Raw genomic sequence first — 15,784 nt, forward strand, 5'->3', positions numbered from 1 at the left:
TTATATTTGAGCAGATCCACCGTCTACAAAAATTTCGCCACCAGTCATATAACTACTATCTTCAGAAGCCAGAAATAATGCAACTGAAGCAATTTCATCTGGATCTCCAATTCGTCCAAGCGGTGACTGATCTTCAAACTGTTTTAATGCTTCATCTTTAAATCCTGTCGACTCAAGTACATTTAGAAGTCCAGGAGTACTTGTCGCACCGGGAGACAATACATTAATGCGAATTCCAGATCCTTTTAAATCCACTGCCCAGCTTCGGGCAAAGTTACGAATGGCTGCTTTTGTAGCACCGTATACACTAAACGCTGCATTACCTTCACTTCCTGTAGTTGAACCGGTTAAAATAATTGAACTTCCTTTTCTCAATAATGGAATAGCTTTTTGAACAGTAAATAATGTTCCTTTTACATTTATATCAAATGCAAGATTGAAGCCTTCTTCTGTTATATTTCCAAGAGGCTCCAGTGTACCAACACCTGCATTTGCAAATAATATATCAATATGCCTGTATGTAGATTTAATTACGGAATATATACGATCAAGATCAGCCATCTTCGATACATCACCTACAATGGCTGTAACGTTTTCACCAATTAGTTGTACAGCGTCATTAAGTTCCTTCTCTCTCCGCCCCGTAATAAAAACATGAGCTCCCTCAGCCACAAATTTCTTTGCAGTAGCCAAACCAATACCACTATTTCCTCCCGTTATAAGAGCTACTTTCCCCTCAAGCCTGCCTATTGTTTTAGCGGGTTGTATTAAAGCATTTGTTGTGTTTTCCATAATATGAAATTTTTAATAATTAAAGCACTTGCATAATGCAAGTACAAAAATATATAAAACTCATATACAAAAAGTTAAAATTATGTTAGATTAATTTCAGTACACACAAATGCCTGCCAATAACAATATTATTATAAAGCAACCAGTTTTAATACTAGTTCGTGAGTTTTATAATTTTGAAGGTTTGATATCCAATTCAACTTCATTCCAACGCAAACAAAATTAAATTTCTTTAAATACAAAAGGATAGATTTTAGTATCTCCTGAAGTAAAAAATAATTATAAATCAATCTAATAAAAATATATAGCCAAAGTACTTGCATATTGCAATAACTTATTTAAATTTGTACTTGCAAAACACAAGTTCTTTTTTACAATTTATTTAGTAAACTTCTTATTAGTTTTTGCCCAATATTATAAATTATGAACAAACAAAAAACATTTACCTTGGGATTAACAGCTTTTCTGCTGCTGGCGTTAAACAATGTGCAGGCCCAAAAAAAAACTACAATTATGAAACATAACATTTCAAACAACGCTGGACTTGAATCCTTCTCATTATTCAACGTCGCATTTACTGTGACTGATCTTGACAAATCTATAAATTGGTATAGTAATGTCTTTGGCTTTAAGCTCTTGAGCAGGTCAACTTTTAAAATTCCTGCAGGTGATGCAGAAGCTGCAATTATAGAAGGCAATGGATTAAAACTTGAACTTCTTCATGTGCCAGACGGTCAACGAATTGAAGCGCTTTTTGCTGCCCCGCCAGCGCACTTAGTTCCAATTGGAAATAAAAGTTTAGTATTGCAGGTAGATGATCTTGCCCAGGCCTCTAGAGAATTGGAAGCAAAAGGTGTTGAATTTGTATGGCGTGAGCAGAACCTTATTGAAGGACAAATGCTTTGCTCAATGATTAAGGATATTGACGGAAACAAAATTAATATATTTCAAACAAATACTACTTTTGGACCTAATGTTGCACCTGTAAAGGCAGTGGATCCCTCAATTTTAACCAACGCTCATATCGCCATCTGGAGCGAGTATGATAGCCAGAAAAGAAAAGTGTTAATTGATAAGCTATATAGTACCGACTTCAGGCTTACCGATCCAAATGGTATAGTGGTTGGAAGGGATGCCCTTAATGAATTTATCACTGAATTACTTGCCAAATATCCAGGTTATACTTTTACTGTTGACGGATCTATAGAGACGCATCACAATGTAATTAAATTCAATTGGAATTTTGGACCAAAAGACAATCCTGCAAAAATTAAAGGAACGGATGTTCTAATTACCCAAACCGGAAGTATCAACTCATTATTGGTTTTCATAAAGTAAAGCAACAAGTGCACTTGATTAGGCTGTAGTGTTAATTAATTTGCCAAAGATGATGCATTTCTGATTTCTTTGGCTAAAATAAGGCATTAGAGACTTTACATATCACTGATTGATATTTCTTTTTTCCCATTTAAATGATGCTCTGCTTAACAATTGAATGTTAGCGGAGCCATTTACTTATTTATATTATTGATTTAAGTCTTAAAGAAAACCTACTCTAATTGGGAATCTTCCAGCTTTTGCTGCAGTATGACCGTATATTTTTCTATTACTTCAGTCTTACTATTTTTCAACTCCTCAGATACAGCTGAAGGAAGCCCTTCAGGATGATGTTTAGTTCCCCAGATTATCATTTCAGCAATTATTGGCAAAAGCTCAATTGCCTTTTGAGTAAGGGTATAAATAAATTTGGACTTATTAAAAGGAGATTCTTTTTTTGATACAAAACACTGAGATTCCAAAAATTTTAATCTGTCAGCTAAAATATTGGTTGAAATCTTCTCTGGAGAATTCATAAATTCCAAATAAGATGACTTTCCTTCAAAAATCATATCCCTTAAAATTAATATGGTCCATCTATCTCCAAATACATCCAGTGAGTATCCTACCGGACATGTAGACCTTGTTTTTATTGTTGCCATAATAATTAGAAAAACATAGTGCTTAAGACAATTTATTTAAATAAAGCACTTTTGAACTGCAAGTGCAAAATTAATTAAAAAAAGTTTCTTACCAAAATATTTATGTCTATTGCCTTCTATAAAGAATTTGACATGTAGATTAAAATCAAAAGCTAAGTTATAAATTGAATCTATTGGTTATTTTTATAGATAATGGTAAACATTAATGCATTAGTAAAGCTTCAGAGAAATCCTGAGCTTTTTATTTATAAAGGCATAAAAAAACACCTGCTTTTGGCAGGTGTTTTTTTATATTGTCTCTCGAATGTTACGCTACAACAACGTTTACTGCGTTTGGACCTTTCTTTCCTTCTGCCACATCATAACGTACTTCATCATTCTCACGAATATTTTCTGTCAAACCTGAAACGTGAACAAAGATTTCACTCCCGCCATTTTTCGGTGTTATAAATCCAAAACCTTTTTCTTCATTAAAGAACTTTACTGTACCTTCTTGCATCTTATTAATTATTTGTTGAACGCAAATGTAGTTTAATTATTAATACAATACTGAAAAAGAACTACTTGTAACTAAAAATAACTTAGTATATAATTCAAAAAAAGGGATGAATATTCATTACTATTTAAAATTACAGTATTCTTTTTATAAATTTGTTTTAACCACTAGGTTAATGTGTTCTTATAAAATGTTATTTCAAATTAATCAAATACAATTATTCAATTTAAAATTGAATAACGTTTGTTTGTTTTGTTTCGTTTTATTTTGCTCAGATTAGGTCTTTTCTTGTATCTCGACATCTGAAAACTCCAGTAAATAATTAGGATGTTAATTTTTACAAAGTGCTTATTGATTACTTCTATTATATAATAATAATTATAAGCATTTTACAGTTTTTTAATGGCTATGATTAGATTTGAAACTATATGCAATATAAAAAAAGCAATTCCAGAAGTCGAATTGCTTTTTTTATAAACGAATTAATAAATCTTATTGTGTAACTATCTTTATTTTTGCAATTAATTAAAATCACAAGTAGAATCTAATCCTATATCAAAAAAATCAACTGAAGATCAATTTTTTATATTGAATAAGTTCATGTAATAAATAAATAATTATTCTTTCTATTTTTTATATTCGGTTCTAATATCAATTTTATTATTTAAATCACTTATAATTAGTTCAATATAGCTGATTTCATCAATAGTTTATTTAATATATAATTACAACTGCATGTATATATTTCTGAGTTGAATTCTTTCATTATTCATTTTGTCTATAATATTTTCAAAATTAACAGCACTATTTTCATGCTCTAGACGATTTATTAGAACGGTAAGGATTTTTAAATTTTTCATTAAAAATTCAATATTAATATCGTCCAAGAGTATTCGGCCATATAAAAATTCATTAAAAAAATTTAAACTCCCCAATAGATAGCTTAATTTCATTGAAGCATTTTGTGATAATTTAATATGATTAATACTTATAACTTCAGCAGAATTTCCAAAATAAATAGATGTTTTAACGCCAAATAAAAATAAGTATTCATTAACTTCATATATCACCATACCTTTATTTAATATAGATTGATCAAAATTGAAGTCTTTTATATTGAGTGAATTCATAATATTTAAAATTTAAATTAATTGTATTAAGTTAATTTTTATTTCTAGTGTACTAATTGATTTAGTGATTCTATTTCTTTTTTTAAAGCAATTTTAGGTATTGTAAATTCAATTATTCTTTTTACAGAATCCCTGAGAGATTCTTCTAGAGTATTTATCGTAATATCCGGTTTTATTGGATTTTCATAAGGAGAATCAATCCCTGTCATATTTTTAATTTCATTTGCCCTCGCCTTTTTATAAAGCCCTTTAACATCTCGTCTTTCACATTCTGCAAGTGGTGTATCTACAAATATTTCGACTACTTCTTCAAAGCCAATAATATTTTTAACTAGTTCTCTATCACAAGCATAAGGTGTTATAAAAGCAGCGATAACAACTAATCCTGCATCAAGCATCAACTTTGATGTTTCAGCAATTCTTCTAATATTTTCACTTCTGTCTTCAGGGCTAAAAGTAAGATCCTTATTTAATCCGCTCCTTACATTATCACCATCAAGGGTATAAGTATGGATGTTCATTTGAAAAAATTCTATCTCTAAGGCATTTGCTATAGTACTTTTACCTGAGCCTGATAAACCGGTAAGCCAAATTAATAAAGACTTATGCTTTTTAATTTTACACCTTTTTTCTTTATTAAGTGTATATTCATGAGAGGTGATATTTTTTAATTCCATAATTATGATATTTATTTTTTGCGATTGCGCTTTTAAATTCAATTGTATAATCTGAATTTTATTTTTTTCAATTAATCACCTTTTAAATGATTTAAACATTATTCGATCTATTGATTAACTAAAAAAAAATATTAGTAATCAACTATATTTTTTTTTAGTTAATTTATTTACTTAGAATTAATGGATAAATCAACTCACACTTTTTGAAATAGATTCTAACACCTCTGCTATACTTAAATCAATAGCCTGAACTATTACTTCTATTTGCTCTTCATTTATAATCAATGGCGGAGAAATTGTAATGTGATCACCGGATAAACCATCAAAGGATCCTTTACCTAAATAAATAACAACTCCTTTCTCAAATGCTTTATCAACAATTCTTTTACTTATATTCATCTCTTTGGCAAATGGTAATTTTGTTGTTCTGTCTTCTACAAATTCAATTCCAAGATATAGCCCCATTCCTCGAATATCTCCAACTATTTCGTGACGATAAAGACGCTGAAGTTTATCTATGAAAATTTCTCCCATTTTAAAACTGTTTTCAACTATGTTATTTTCTTCAACATAATCAATTATAAAACTTCCAATTGCTGCACCAACAGGGTTACAGGCAAAGGAATGCCCACCAAGAAAGGGTATTTTTCTTTTCTCAAATTCTGATGCAACTTTTTCATGGGCAATAACAGCTGAAAGTGGATAATATCCTCCGCTTATCCCTTTTCCGGCAGCGATAATATCTGGTGTAATACCAAATCTTTCCATTCCGAAATTAGTTCCTAATCTTCCAAAACTGGTTAGAATTTCATCTGCAACAAATAGAATTCCATATTTATCACAAACCTTTCTTATTTCTTCAAAATACCCTTTCGTTGGCACAACAGCCCCTAATGCAGCTGCAACAACCGGCTCAGCAATAAATGCCGCTACAGTTTCCGGTCCCGTTTCCAACAGGCATTTTTCTAATTCGCCGGCACTCATAATAGCATACTCTTCATCAGACATTTCATTTGGCTTTCTGTAAGGATAAGATGGTGGTATATGCGGAAAATTATTCATCCATTTTTCATAAACAGCACGCCTTAAAGCCATACCACCAACGTCTAAGGTAAAAACTGAATTACCGTGGTAAGTCCCCCATCGGGATATTATTTTATATCGGTCTTTATCTCCTCTTATTTGATGATATTGCAGCGCCATTTTCAATGCTTGTTCGACAGCTTCTGTACCACTCGATGCTGTCCAGGCACGACTGAAGCCTTTTGGCGCAAAATTTACTAATTTGGTTAAATAGTTTTCAACTACCTCTGATGTAAAAGTATGTGTTGGAATTAATGCAACATTATCCATCTGTTTTTTTACAACATCCGAAATACCTTCTATAGAATGCCCGAAACTTGAAACCGAAGCAGTTCCGGAAGTTCCGTCAATATATTTTTTTCCATTTGTATCGTATAAATATATCCCCTCTGCATGAGTTATAGAAGGATATGGTCGGTCATAATCAGGACAAACTAACATGGAATGAATCAAGCTCTTTATCATTTTTTTTTCTTTATTAATTTATACTTTACTTCTGTTTCTACTTTCAAATCTTACGTAAGCCTGCCACATTTTTACTCCAAAATGTTTTTTTCCAATCTTTAGATTATTTAATCTATCATTCTTTTCGGTAAAATTTTTCAGGTCATTCTCAAAATTATCACCGTAATCCGCTATTAATTTTTTAAATTTTTCCAATGCATATTCATAAAATTGCACATCCAGATGATTTGATTCTATGATATAATCCATAGTTTCCTGCGACGGAGGTGACGGATTTTTGATTAAGGATTCATTCAAAACAGTATAATAAGGAGACTTGAAATCAAAATATTTCTGAAACAAAATCAGCGATTCATCAAATTTCTCTGTTAGTCCAAATACCGGAAAATGTTTCTCCAGGTTTTCAATCGCTTTTTCAAGCATTAAAGAATCACATTTACCATATTTAACGTCTTTAAATCCTGATATTTGCCTTACCTGTCCATTGTCAAACTCAATACTGATATTAGAATCAAGAACATCTTTTAGTGTCATTCTGTTCTTAATAACCATATTGTGCAAATAATGAATATTGTGTTTTAAAATATAATTGTAATAAGAAGGTATTCTTGTAACAGGATCTCTAAATAATGTCGTGTATATACAAGGAGTATCATAAAACTCATGCAAGCCAAAATTTGTGTGCCCGTTTAACAGTATAATTTTTTTCTTTTCCTCGCTTGGAAGATTAATAAACTTATTTAAAGATTTTTCTCCGCTTCCTTGAAACTCTTCAATGTAAAATGAATACTGTTTGTTAGAAGGAAAATTATTTTTTAAAATACTATTCAATGTTATTCCTCCACTTCTTGGCACATGAGTAAAAATCAGGCTGGAATTACTTGTTTTCGTTTTCATATTCAATATTTACTGTTTTTCTGTTATTATTTGTAATATTCACCAATATGCCTGCTAATTCTTCCGGGGCATCACGAAGCAAATAATGCCCATGGTCCTTTATAATGCTCATATCGACAGTTTCGGCAAAAAGATGCCACCTTTTATGTTTTCTCTTGTAGCCTTTTGTGATCGGGTCAATGCTGCCTGTTATAAAATGAAGCGGCATCCTGAATTTATCAAATCTGTTCCTTTTCTTGGTAGCTTCCAGGTAATGGTTGAAACCTGCTACGGCCAGATCACTGTCATATCTGAAATTTTTAATGAAAAATTCCTGATCCAATGGGTCTGTTGGAATTGTGCTGCCCAGCGAAGTAAGAAAATTGACTACTTCAGAATCATTTCGTCTTCCAAATCCAAGGCTTTTTCTGGTACGCGGAAAAATTGCTCCAATACAGATTGCCTCTACATTAAAATTAATGCGTTGAAGAATCTCTACAATACTTATGGCCAAAACATTACCGTTACATTGTCCGAAAATAATGATTGGCGTATGTACTTTTTCCTGAATTTCACGAACGACATCTTCGCTTAATTCATACAGCATTTCCAACATATCCTGGCCTTCGCCCGGATCGGTCCTTGGTAATTTCAAACCGTAGAAGTTGATATTTGTCGAATCTTTTTCAATAAACTCAACAGTCCTGGTAAAACTCAAAGGATCTCCGGCTGAATTTGGGATTCCAATAATGGTAACTTCAGCCTTTTCCTTTACATCCAGCATTTGGGTCAATAAATCATTCGATTTTTTATTGGCTTTGATATGTTTGGCCAATTCCCTTATCGTTGGGTTTCTGTACAAATCCGGCACCGAATAATTATTACTCAGAGAAACAAGCCTGATTGCTTTAAAAGAATCACCTCCCAAATCAAAAAAGTTATCCTCCAAACTGATTTTTTCCAGACCAAATGTTTTTTTCCATAATTCTACCAGTTCTTTTTCCAAATCAGTTTCTGCTTCTACATAATTTGTATTGGTATCAATTTTAACCTCATGGTTTTTCAACATTATTCTGTTAATCTTTCCGTTTGGCGTTAAGGGAAAACTCTCTAACCGAACAAAATAAGACGGCACCATATAGACCGGTACTTTTTCTTTTAGGAAATCTTTTATCTGCTGGGCATCTATTTCATTATCAGAAGTATAGAACGCAACAAGGGTAACCTCGCCATTGGCATTTTTACTATCAATGATAACGCCTTCCTTTATAGGGGTAAAATCATTAAAAGCAAGCTCTATTTCGCCTAATTCTACCCTGTGCCCTTTTACTTTGACCTGTGTATCTATTCTTCCCAGAAATTCCATCGTACCATCCGGCAAAAGTTTTGCAAGATCTCCTGTTCTGTAAATGCGCTCTTTTGTTGTTACCCCTTCTATTGGTCCATGTAAAAAAGATTTTTCGGTAAGTTCCTTGTTGTTCAGATATCCTCTGCCAACTCCTGGTCCGGCCAATAGAATTTCTCCCATAACTCCAACGGGAACCTGTTTTAGATGCCTGTCTACGATATATAAATCAAAATACTGGATAGGACGCTTCATTACCGGAACGGTCTTGTAATCAGGACACTCATGCATGATATAATGCGACATATCATCTGAAACCTCCGTAGCTCCGTAGGTATTGACAATTGGAATTTCACTGTACAGGTCAAACCATCTCTTTACCATTGACGGCAATAGTGTTTCTGCATTTAAGATCAGTATTTTTAATGCCTCATATTTGTATGCAGAGGGTAAAGATTCGAGATTGTGCAGCATCTCATTAAAATAAGACGGAACAAGTTCCAGTACTGTTATCTGATCTGAATCGATACTTTTTGTGAATTTGACAATATCGGTAATGAAATTATAATCATAAATAATAGTGGTACCTCCTAGGGCCAGGGCAGAAAACATTTGCCATACCGAGATATCAAAAGTATGGGAGGCATTTTGCGCCACAACACTGTTTTGATCCATTTTCATCTCGACAATCTTCGCCCCAATATGATTTATCATTCCCCAGTGTTCAATCATAACCCCTTTGGGTTTGCCTGTAGATCCCGAAGTATAGATCACATAGGCCAGACTCTCCAGGTTTGATTTTATAGCTATGGCATCTGTGCTACTGTTTTGGATGATGCCTTTCATCTGGTCAAGATGGATTACCGGTATTGATAAATTTAATTTTTCTATTTGATCCAATGAAACGGAATCATCTATTAAAAGCGCTTTTATGCCTGAATCTTCAATAGTTTGCTGTAACCTCTCATCAGGATTTTGTTTATCAAGGGGAACATAAGCGCCCGAAGATTTCCAGATGCCCAGTATGGACACCATCATATTGACAGAACGGTCCATCATCACACCAAACAAAAAATCTTCTTTTACCCCAAATCTATTGATAAGGTACCCTGCCAGATGATTGGTCTGTGTATCGAGTGACTTATAGTTGATCTGGTGGTCATAATGCTGAATCGCAATTTTATCAGGATTGATTTTTACCTGTTCCTCTATAAGCTCAAGTATGCCTTTATCCACATCAAAATAAGGCTCAACAACATTAAAACTATCCAATAATTGCTTTTCACTTTTACTAATAGTATGAATGTCCTGAACTGATTGCTGCGGGTTTTTTACCATAAAATCAAGGATGTTGAAATAAAGTTCTGAAATTTTCTCCAGTGATAAACCGCTTTTCAGTTTCCTTCTTGAGTGCAGCGCTATGGAATAACTGTCCTGGTTTGCACTTAAGTTAAAATCAAAGAACGTGTTGGTGAGCTCGTTACTGGAAACTTCTTTTTGATTCCCTTGTTGCTCATGAACCGATTCGTCTTTTATATCATCGTAGATATAAAAATCAATGTAGTTAAAAACCATATCAAAAAACGGATTCCCCTGATCTGATTTATGGCTCAGTATCTTTGAAATACCCGCAAGGCTTAACTTTTCAAATTTCTTTATTTTGATCAGTTTATCATTTACTTCCTGTATAAAATCGCGGCATTGCAAATCCTGGTCAACATGTATCTTTAACGGTATTGTATTTAAAAAACATCCCAGGATCTTATCGCTCTCACTTGTTGAGGGTCTTGTGTTGGTCACCATTCCAACAACAACTTCGGCGTTATAGTTCAACATTTTCATCAAACAGGCAAACGCGCTAAAGGAAATCGCTTTTACCGTTACATCCATTTGCTTTGCCAATGCATTGATATAAGCTGTCTGCTCTTTATCCAGACTAAAAGAGAATCCTTGCGGTTCGGCAAAATCTTCATCAGAAAAAATATCAAGACGCGTGTGCTCAGACAATTCCTCGATCCAAAAAGATTTCACCGTTTGATCATGCTTGTCAATTTCATTTTGAAAAATAAAATCCCTGTAGCTCGATTTTAATTTCTGTGGTAAAAAATCAGGTGTATCTTTTAATTGCAGATACAGGTTATTAAGTTCTGTTATAAAAGAGGCATTACTCCAGCCGTCTAAAATAGAATGGTGAAATTGCCACACAAAAATTACTTTATCGGCACCGGCATAAAAAACCGACATTTTCCATAACGGCGCTTTTGAAAAATCAAACGGGGTTTCGACTTCTTTTCTCAGATAATCCCTGATTCTCTGCTCTTGCCCGGAGAGATCCAGCCATGCAATATCTTCACTGTAGATCCGGAAATCAACTTTTTTATAAACGATTTGAACCTCTGCCCCAAAATCTTTTATATTAAAACCGGTCCTTAAAATTTCATGTTTCGCCGTTAGTAAGGCCAATGCTTTCTCAAATCGTTCTATGTCAAATTCAGCATACATATTGGTATACACAAACTGGTCGTGATATACGCCCGGGATCTCGTTGAACAAAGAGGTAAAAACCATACCGGTTTCTATATCACTCATTGGATAAACATCCTCGATATTTTCAGGGTCAGTTATCTTTTCTGAACTCATAATGCGCTCTTTTAGACCTTCCAGTTCAAGGCTTACTTGTAGTTCCCGCTGCTTTAACTGCTCCATGTTTTCAAGCATATCATCCTGGGAAAGTACGATATAATCCGCCAGTGATTTTATGGTATTGTTTCGGTAAATATCGGCAACCGAAATCTCCAGGTTCAGCGATTTTCTGGATTCATTAATAATTCGAAGTACTTTTATGGAATCTCCTCCTAATTCAAAAAAGGTATTATGAATGCCTATCGCTTCCCTCTCCAGTACTTTTTGCCATATCAAAACCAGTTTTTCTTCTATTTCATTAGTCGGCGCGGCATATGGTGTACCGGTATTGGTATTATGGGTACCAAGGTTATAGAGCGCCTTTTTGTCAATTTTTCCGTTTACCGTCAAAGGCATGCTTTCCAGCTCTATAAACCAAGACGGGATCATATACTCCGGAAGGATGCTGCTTAATGCATTTCTAAAATCTGCCACCGTAACGCTGCCTTGCGTGGTTACATAAGCAAATATGCTTTTTTGCTGTGAGGCATCTTCTTTGACCAAAAGGGCTGCTTCCTTGACTTTTGGAAGGCTTAAAATCGCACTCTCGATTTCGCCCAGTTCAATACGATACCCCCTGATTTTTACCTGTTCATCGATTCTTCCCTCATACTGCATCTCGCCATTGGCTAATATGCGCACAAGGTCACCCGATCTGTAGAGTCTTTCTCCCTTGGCAAACGGGTTTTCAATAAATTTTTGCCTGGTCAGCTCTTCCTGGTTCAGATACCCTCTGCCTACCCCTAAACCGCCAACGTAAAGCTCTCCGATGAGCCCTATGGGAACAAACTGCTGGTTTTGGTCTAAAACATAGCCAGAAAGCGTCGGGAGGGGTTTCCCGATATTGCTGATATTGAATTGGATATCAGAATCCATGATTTCCTTGTAGGTAACATGCACCGTGGTCTCGGTAATACCGTACATGTTGATGAGCCTGGTCTGGGGATAACGCGATTTCCAGTCTTTTAATTTCTTCGGGGCCAGTGCTTCTCCCCCAAAAATCACATAACGAAGCCTCAGATCCAAATTGGCGTTTTCTGCTTCCCGGGCAATTAAATTGTAAAATGCCGAAGGCGTCTGGTTTAGTATCGTTACTTTTTCTTCGATCAATAGATCAAGGAACAGTTTGGGGTCCTTGGCAATTTCAGTTGCAATCACAATGAGTTTCCCTCCAAAGAAAAGGGCGCCGTACATCTCCCAAACCGAAAAATCAAAACTGTAGGAATGGAACATCGTCCAGACATCAACAGACGAAAAATCAAATAAATCCTCCTCGTTGAGAAGTAATCGCGTTACGTTTCTATGCTCTATGATGACCCCTTTCGGGTTTCCTGTGGTTCCCGAAGTATAGATGACATAGGCAATATTATCCGGTGTATTGATTTTCTGAATATTTGATTTTGAATAAGTAGCCTCAACCAGGGCAAACTTTTCAAATTCATTCTCATCCAATACCACTCTTGATGCCGTATCTTTTATAATATAATTTACCCTCTCAGACGGAAAATCAGCATTGATGGGTACATATCCGGCACCTGATTTTAAGATCCCAAGAATGCTGATTACCATTCTTATGCCTGGACGCATATTGATGCATATCAAATCATCGGCTGCAGTTTGGTACTGCTCCCTTAAATAAGCCCCAAGCTGGTTCGAGGCTTCATTAAGCTCCTTATACGTTAGCCTATCATTGCCAAAAACAACAGCGATATTATCCGGGTATTTTAATGCCTGTTCTTCAAAAATATCAATAATCGTAACATCTGAAGGATAACTCACATTTGAATTGTCAAACATGGAAACCAAATGCTCTTTTTCTGAAATGCTCAGATAATCGATTTTTTCAATTAAAATAGACGGGGTTGCATATATAATTTTAACAATATTTTCAAAATGAGTAAATATTTTTTTTACAAATAACTCATTGTATATATCTGTATTGTACTCAATTTTTAAGGTTAATTCGTCTTCAGATTCTTCAAAAGTAAATGTCAGATCAAAGTGGGCGGTTGTTTTATCAAATTCAAACGGCTCTATCGTAAAATTATTAAGATTAATTTCATTTTGATTTAACTTTTTATGGTTTTGCAAAACAATCATTACATCAAACAAAGCTGAATGAGAAGGGTCTCTTATCAAATCAAGTTTTGAAACCAAATCACTAAATGGATATTGCTGATTCTGTAATCCATTCAATAAATTCGTTTTTTCTTTGCTTAATAAATCAACAAAACTATTTTCATCATCAAAATGCGAACGAATAGCTATAGTATTGATATATAAACCAATCTGATTTTCTAATTCAGGATGTTCTCTTCCGGCAACAGGTGTACCAATTATAATATCCTTTTGGCCTGAATATCTGTATAATAAAATTTTAACTACCGTCTCCAGCAAAATGAATAAAGAAACATTATTGTTTTTTGCTATTTCATTTAACATTCGTGGCAATTCGCCTAAATAATTATTCGTTATAAAATCACCATTAAAAGTTTGAATTGCAGGTCTTTTACTTTTAGTCGATAAATCAAGAATTGGAATTTCGCCTTTTAGCTGATCCAGCCAAAAAATTTCTGCGTTTTTATATTTTTCGGTTCGAAACCCTTCCTGAACCCACGAAGAATAATCTTTATATTGTATGTCGAGTTTTGGTAACTGAATTGGAAGATTATTCTTTATACAATTATAAATATAAAATATTTCTGAAAACAATACTTTTACTGACCATCCATCACTAATGATATGATGCATAACAATAAAAAATATGCTTTCATTTTCATTGGTCTTAAATAAACAGATTTTGAATAAAGGTGCATTTTCTAATTTAAAAGGAACCGTATTATTCTCTGAAATTATCTCTTTAATTTTTTCGTTTTTATCCACTAAATGAGAAAAATCTAAATACTCAAAATTCAAATTAATTTCATCTGTACTTTGTATAAATTGCCTTGCCGTTTCTGTGACAGGATCAAACCTGAAAGAAGTTCTTAAAATCTCATGTCTATCAACCACATATTTAAATGACTGCTCAATAATTTCTTTTTCCAACTGGCCTGAAATTTTTGCCGCAAAAGAAATATTATAAGCCTGAGATCCTCCTTCAAACTGACTTAAAATCCACATTCTGTGCTGTGACGAAGTTAAATTATAAGAATCCTGAAATGGTATAGCCGAAATATTTTTTTCAGGAATTGAATCAAAATATTTAAGTATATCTGTTTTTCTTGTTTTTATTAGATTAATAGTGTCCTCATCTAACTTTGAATTATTATAGCATTTTATAGATAAATCATTTCCCTTTTTAGAAATCTTTATCCCTTTTACTTCTAAAGCCTTTAAAAAATCATTCATTTTATTAATCTTATCTGTTAATTAATTCACTTCTTGTTATCTCGGTAATTTTGGCTATTACTTCATCATTAACCGCATCATCTTCTAAAGAATTTGAAATGAATACTGCTATTGTAAAAAAATCTTTCTTTTCGTTTATGTAAACAATTCCAATATCATTTGATGCAATTAGAACATTATTTACCCTGTCTGAAGTACCTCCTTTATGAAATGATTTTAAATTTTTAGGTACGAGTGCCTGAATTCTTTTGTTATTAATTGATGTTTCTAAAAGAGGCATCAAGATATTCTTGCTCTCTACAGAAATTATTTTGTTTTTCATCAGTTTATACAATAAAAGACTTGAAAAATTTGGTGTAACAACGTTATTGCCAATAGTCCCTTCTTTATCTCTATAAAGCGCACTCATAGAAAAACTATTCTTATTTTTGGTAAAGGAACTTATGTAGAAATTTAAACTTTCAATGCCTCCGGAAAGATCAACTAACTTGTCGAAAACATTATTATCACTCTGGTTCACAATGTAATACAATGCCTTTTCAAGTGTAATTGTAATACCTTCAGGGTTTGAATCTCTTAACGGACTAAATAATCCCGCTTTTAAATCACTCTTTGCAAATGAAACATCTTGATTAAGTAGTAATGTCTTATTATCAATGAGATGCAAAACTTTTAACGCCAGAAAAAACTTCGATACGCTATACATCTTATACTTTTCATTGCTGTTATGAGCAAAGATTTCAACTCCTTTGGAATTTCTTACGGATATTCCGATATTAAATTTTTTACCTTTTATGATTTCCAGAATTTCAGTTTTCATCTTGTCATTTTGAGCATGCAAACGAAATCCTGTAATGAAAAAAAATAAAATTCCTAAAATCACTGTACTTAAGTTTTTCATTCTATTT

General features: G+C 33.4%; 10 protein-coding genes. 1 reads left to right on the plus strand and 9 read right to left on the minus strand.

What is annotated here, in order from left to right:
* On the minus strand, window positions 1-792 hold the full coding sequence (locus BXU01_RS22740; RefSeq protein WP_206196638.1) for an SDR family NAD(P)-dependent oxidoreductase: 792 nt from the start codon (window positions 790-792) through the stop codon (window positions 1-3).
* Between the two features lie 423 nt (window positions 793-1,215).
* On the opposite strand from BXU01_RS22740, the gene BXU01_RS22750 reads away from it, so the two are divergent.
* The gene (locus BXU01_RS22750) at window positions 1,216-2,130 is read left to right on the plus strand and encodes a VOC family protein (RefSeq protein WP_083695969.1); all 915 of its coding nucleotides are present in this window, start codon (window positions 1,216-1,218) and stop codon (window positions 2,128-2,130) included.
* Between the two features lie 212 nt (window positions 2,131-2,342).
* Here BXU01_RS22750 and BXU01_RS22755 read toward each other — a convergent pair whose 3' ends face one another.
* From BXU01_RS22755 to BXU01_RS22790, 8 genes are all read right to left on the minus strand, one after another.
* Window positions 2,343-2,771, minus strand: a complete 429-nt coding sequence (locus BXU01_RS22755) for a helix-turn-helix domain-containing protein (protein ID WP_083695972.1) — start codon at window positions 2,769-2,771, stop codon at window positions 2,343-2,345.
* Between the two features lie 307 nt (window positions 2,772-3,078).
* Window positions 3,079-3,270, minus strand: coding sequence for a cold-shock protein (locus BXU01_RS22760; RefSeq protein ID WP_055093485.1), 192 nt, complete (start codon window positions 3,268-3,270; stop codon window positions 3,079-3,081).
* 722 nt (window positions 3,271-3,992) lie between these two features.
* A complete protein-coding gene (locus BXU01_RS22765) occupies window positions 3,993-4,397 on the minus strand; it encodes a hypothetical protein (RefSeq protein ID WP_083695974.1) in 405 nt (134 codons plus the stop codon).
* A 44-nt stretch (window positions 4,398-4,441) separates the two neighbouring features.
* The gene (cysC, locus tag BXU01_RS22770) at window positions 4,442-5,074 is read right to left on the minus strand and encodes an adenylyl-sulfate kinase (protein WP_083695977.1); all 633 of its coding nucleotides are present in this window, start codon (window positions 5,072-5,074) and stop codon (window positions 4,442-4,444) included.
* Window positions 5,075-5,263: 189 nt separating this feature from the next.
* Complete coding sequence (locus BXU01_RS22775; protein ID WP_083695980.1) at window positions 5,264-6,622, minus strand: aspartate aminotransferase family protein; 1,359 nt, start codon at window positions 6,620-6,622, stop codon at window positions 5,264-5,266.
* An 18-nt stretch (window positions 6,623-6,640) separates the two neighbouring features.
* Window positions 6,641-7,519 carry a sulfotransferase family 2 domain-containing protein gene (locus tag BXU01_RS22780; RefSeq protein ID WP_083695982.1) on the minus strand — a complete coding sequence of 293 codons (879 nt, stop codon included), beginning with the start codon at window positions 7,517-7,519 and terminating at the stop codon, window positions 6,641-6,643.
* The gene (locus BXU01_RS22785) at window positions 7,500-14,876 is read right to left on the minus strand and encodes a non-ribosomal peptide synthetase (protein WP_083695984.1); all 7,377 of its coding nucleotides are present in this window, start codon (window positions 14,874-14,876) and stop codon (window positions 7,500-7,502) included. The genes BXU01_RS22780 and BXU01_RS22785 overlap by 20 nt, the downstream gene beginning before the upstream one ends.
* Window positions 14,877-14,886: 10 nt before the next feature.
* Window positions 14,887-15,777, minus strand: a complete 891-nt coding sequence (locus tag BXU01_RS22790; protein ID WP_083695987.1) for a serine hydrolase — start codon at window positions 15,775-15,777, stop codon at window positions 14,887-14,889.
* Between the last annotated feature and the right edge of the window lie 7 nt (window positions 15,778-15,784).

This window comes from [Flexibacter] sp. ATCC 35103, from assembly GCF_001975985.1.
Lineage (GTDB): Bacteria > Bacteroidota > Bacteroidia > Flavobacteriales > Flavobacteriaceae > Flavobacterium.

Coding starts and splice junctions, on each gene's coding strand:
- BXU01_RS22740 (WP_206196638.1), bottom strand. CDS start 792: ATGGAAAACACAACAAATGCTTTAATACAACCCGCTAAAACAATAGGC.
- BXU01_RS22750 (WP_083695969.1), top strand. CDS start 1,216: ATGAACAAACAAAAAACATTTACCTTGGGATTAACAGCTTTTCTGCTG.
- BXU01_RS22755 (WP_083695972.1), bottom strand. CDS start 2,771: ATGGCAACAATAAAAACAAGGTCTACATGTCCGGTAGGATACTCACTG.
- BXU01_RS22760 (WP_055093485.1), bottom strand. CDS start 3,270: ATGCAAGAAGGTACAGTAAAGTTCTTTAATGAAGAAAAAGGTTTTGGA.
- BXU01_RS22765 (WP_083695974.1), bottom strand. CDS start 4,397: ATGAATTCACTCAATATAAAAGACTTCAATTTTGATCAATCTATATTA.
- cysC (WP_083695977.1), bottom strand. CDS start 5,074: ATGGAATTAAAAAATATCACCTCTCATGAATATACACTTAATAAAGAA.
- BXU01_RS22775 (WP_083695980.1), bottom strand. CDS start 6,622: ATGATAAAGAGCTTGATTCATTCCATGTTAGTTTGTCCTGATTATGAC.
- BXU01_RS22780 (WP_083695982.1), bottom strand. CDS start 7,519: ATGAAAACGAAAACAAGTAATTCCAGCCTGATTTTTACTCATGTGCCA.
- BXU01_RS22785 (WP_083695984.1), bottom strand. CDS start 14,876: ATGAATGATTTTTTAAAGGCTTTAGAAGTAAAAGGGATAAAGATTTCT.
- BXU01_RS22790 (WP_083695987.1), bottom strand. CDS start 15,777: ATGAAAAACTTAAGTACAGTGATTTTAGGAATTTTATTTTTTTTCATT.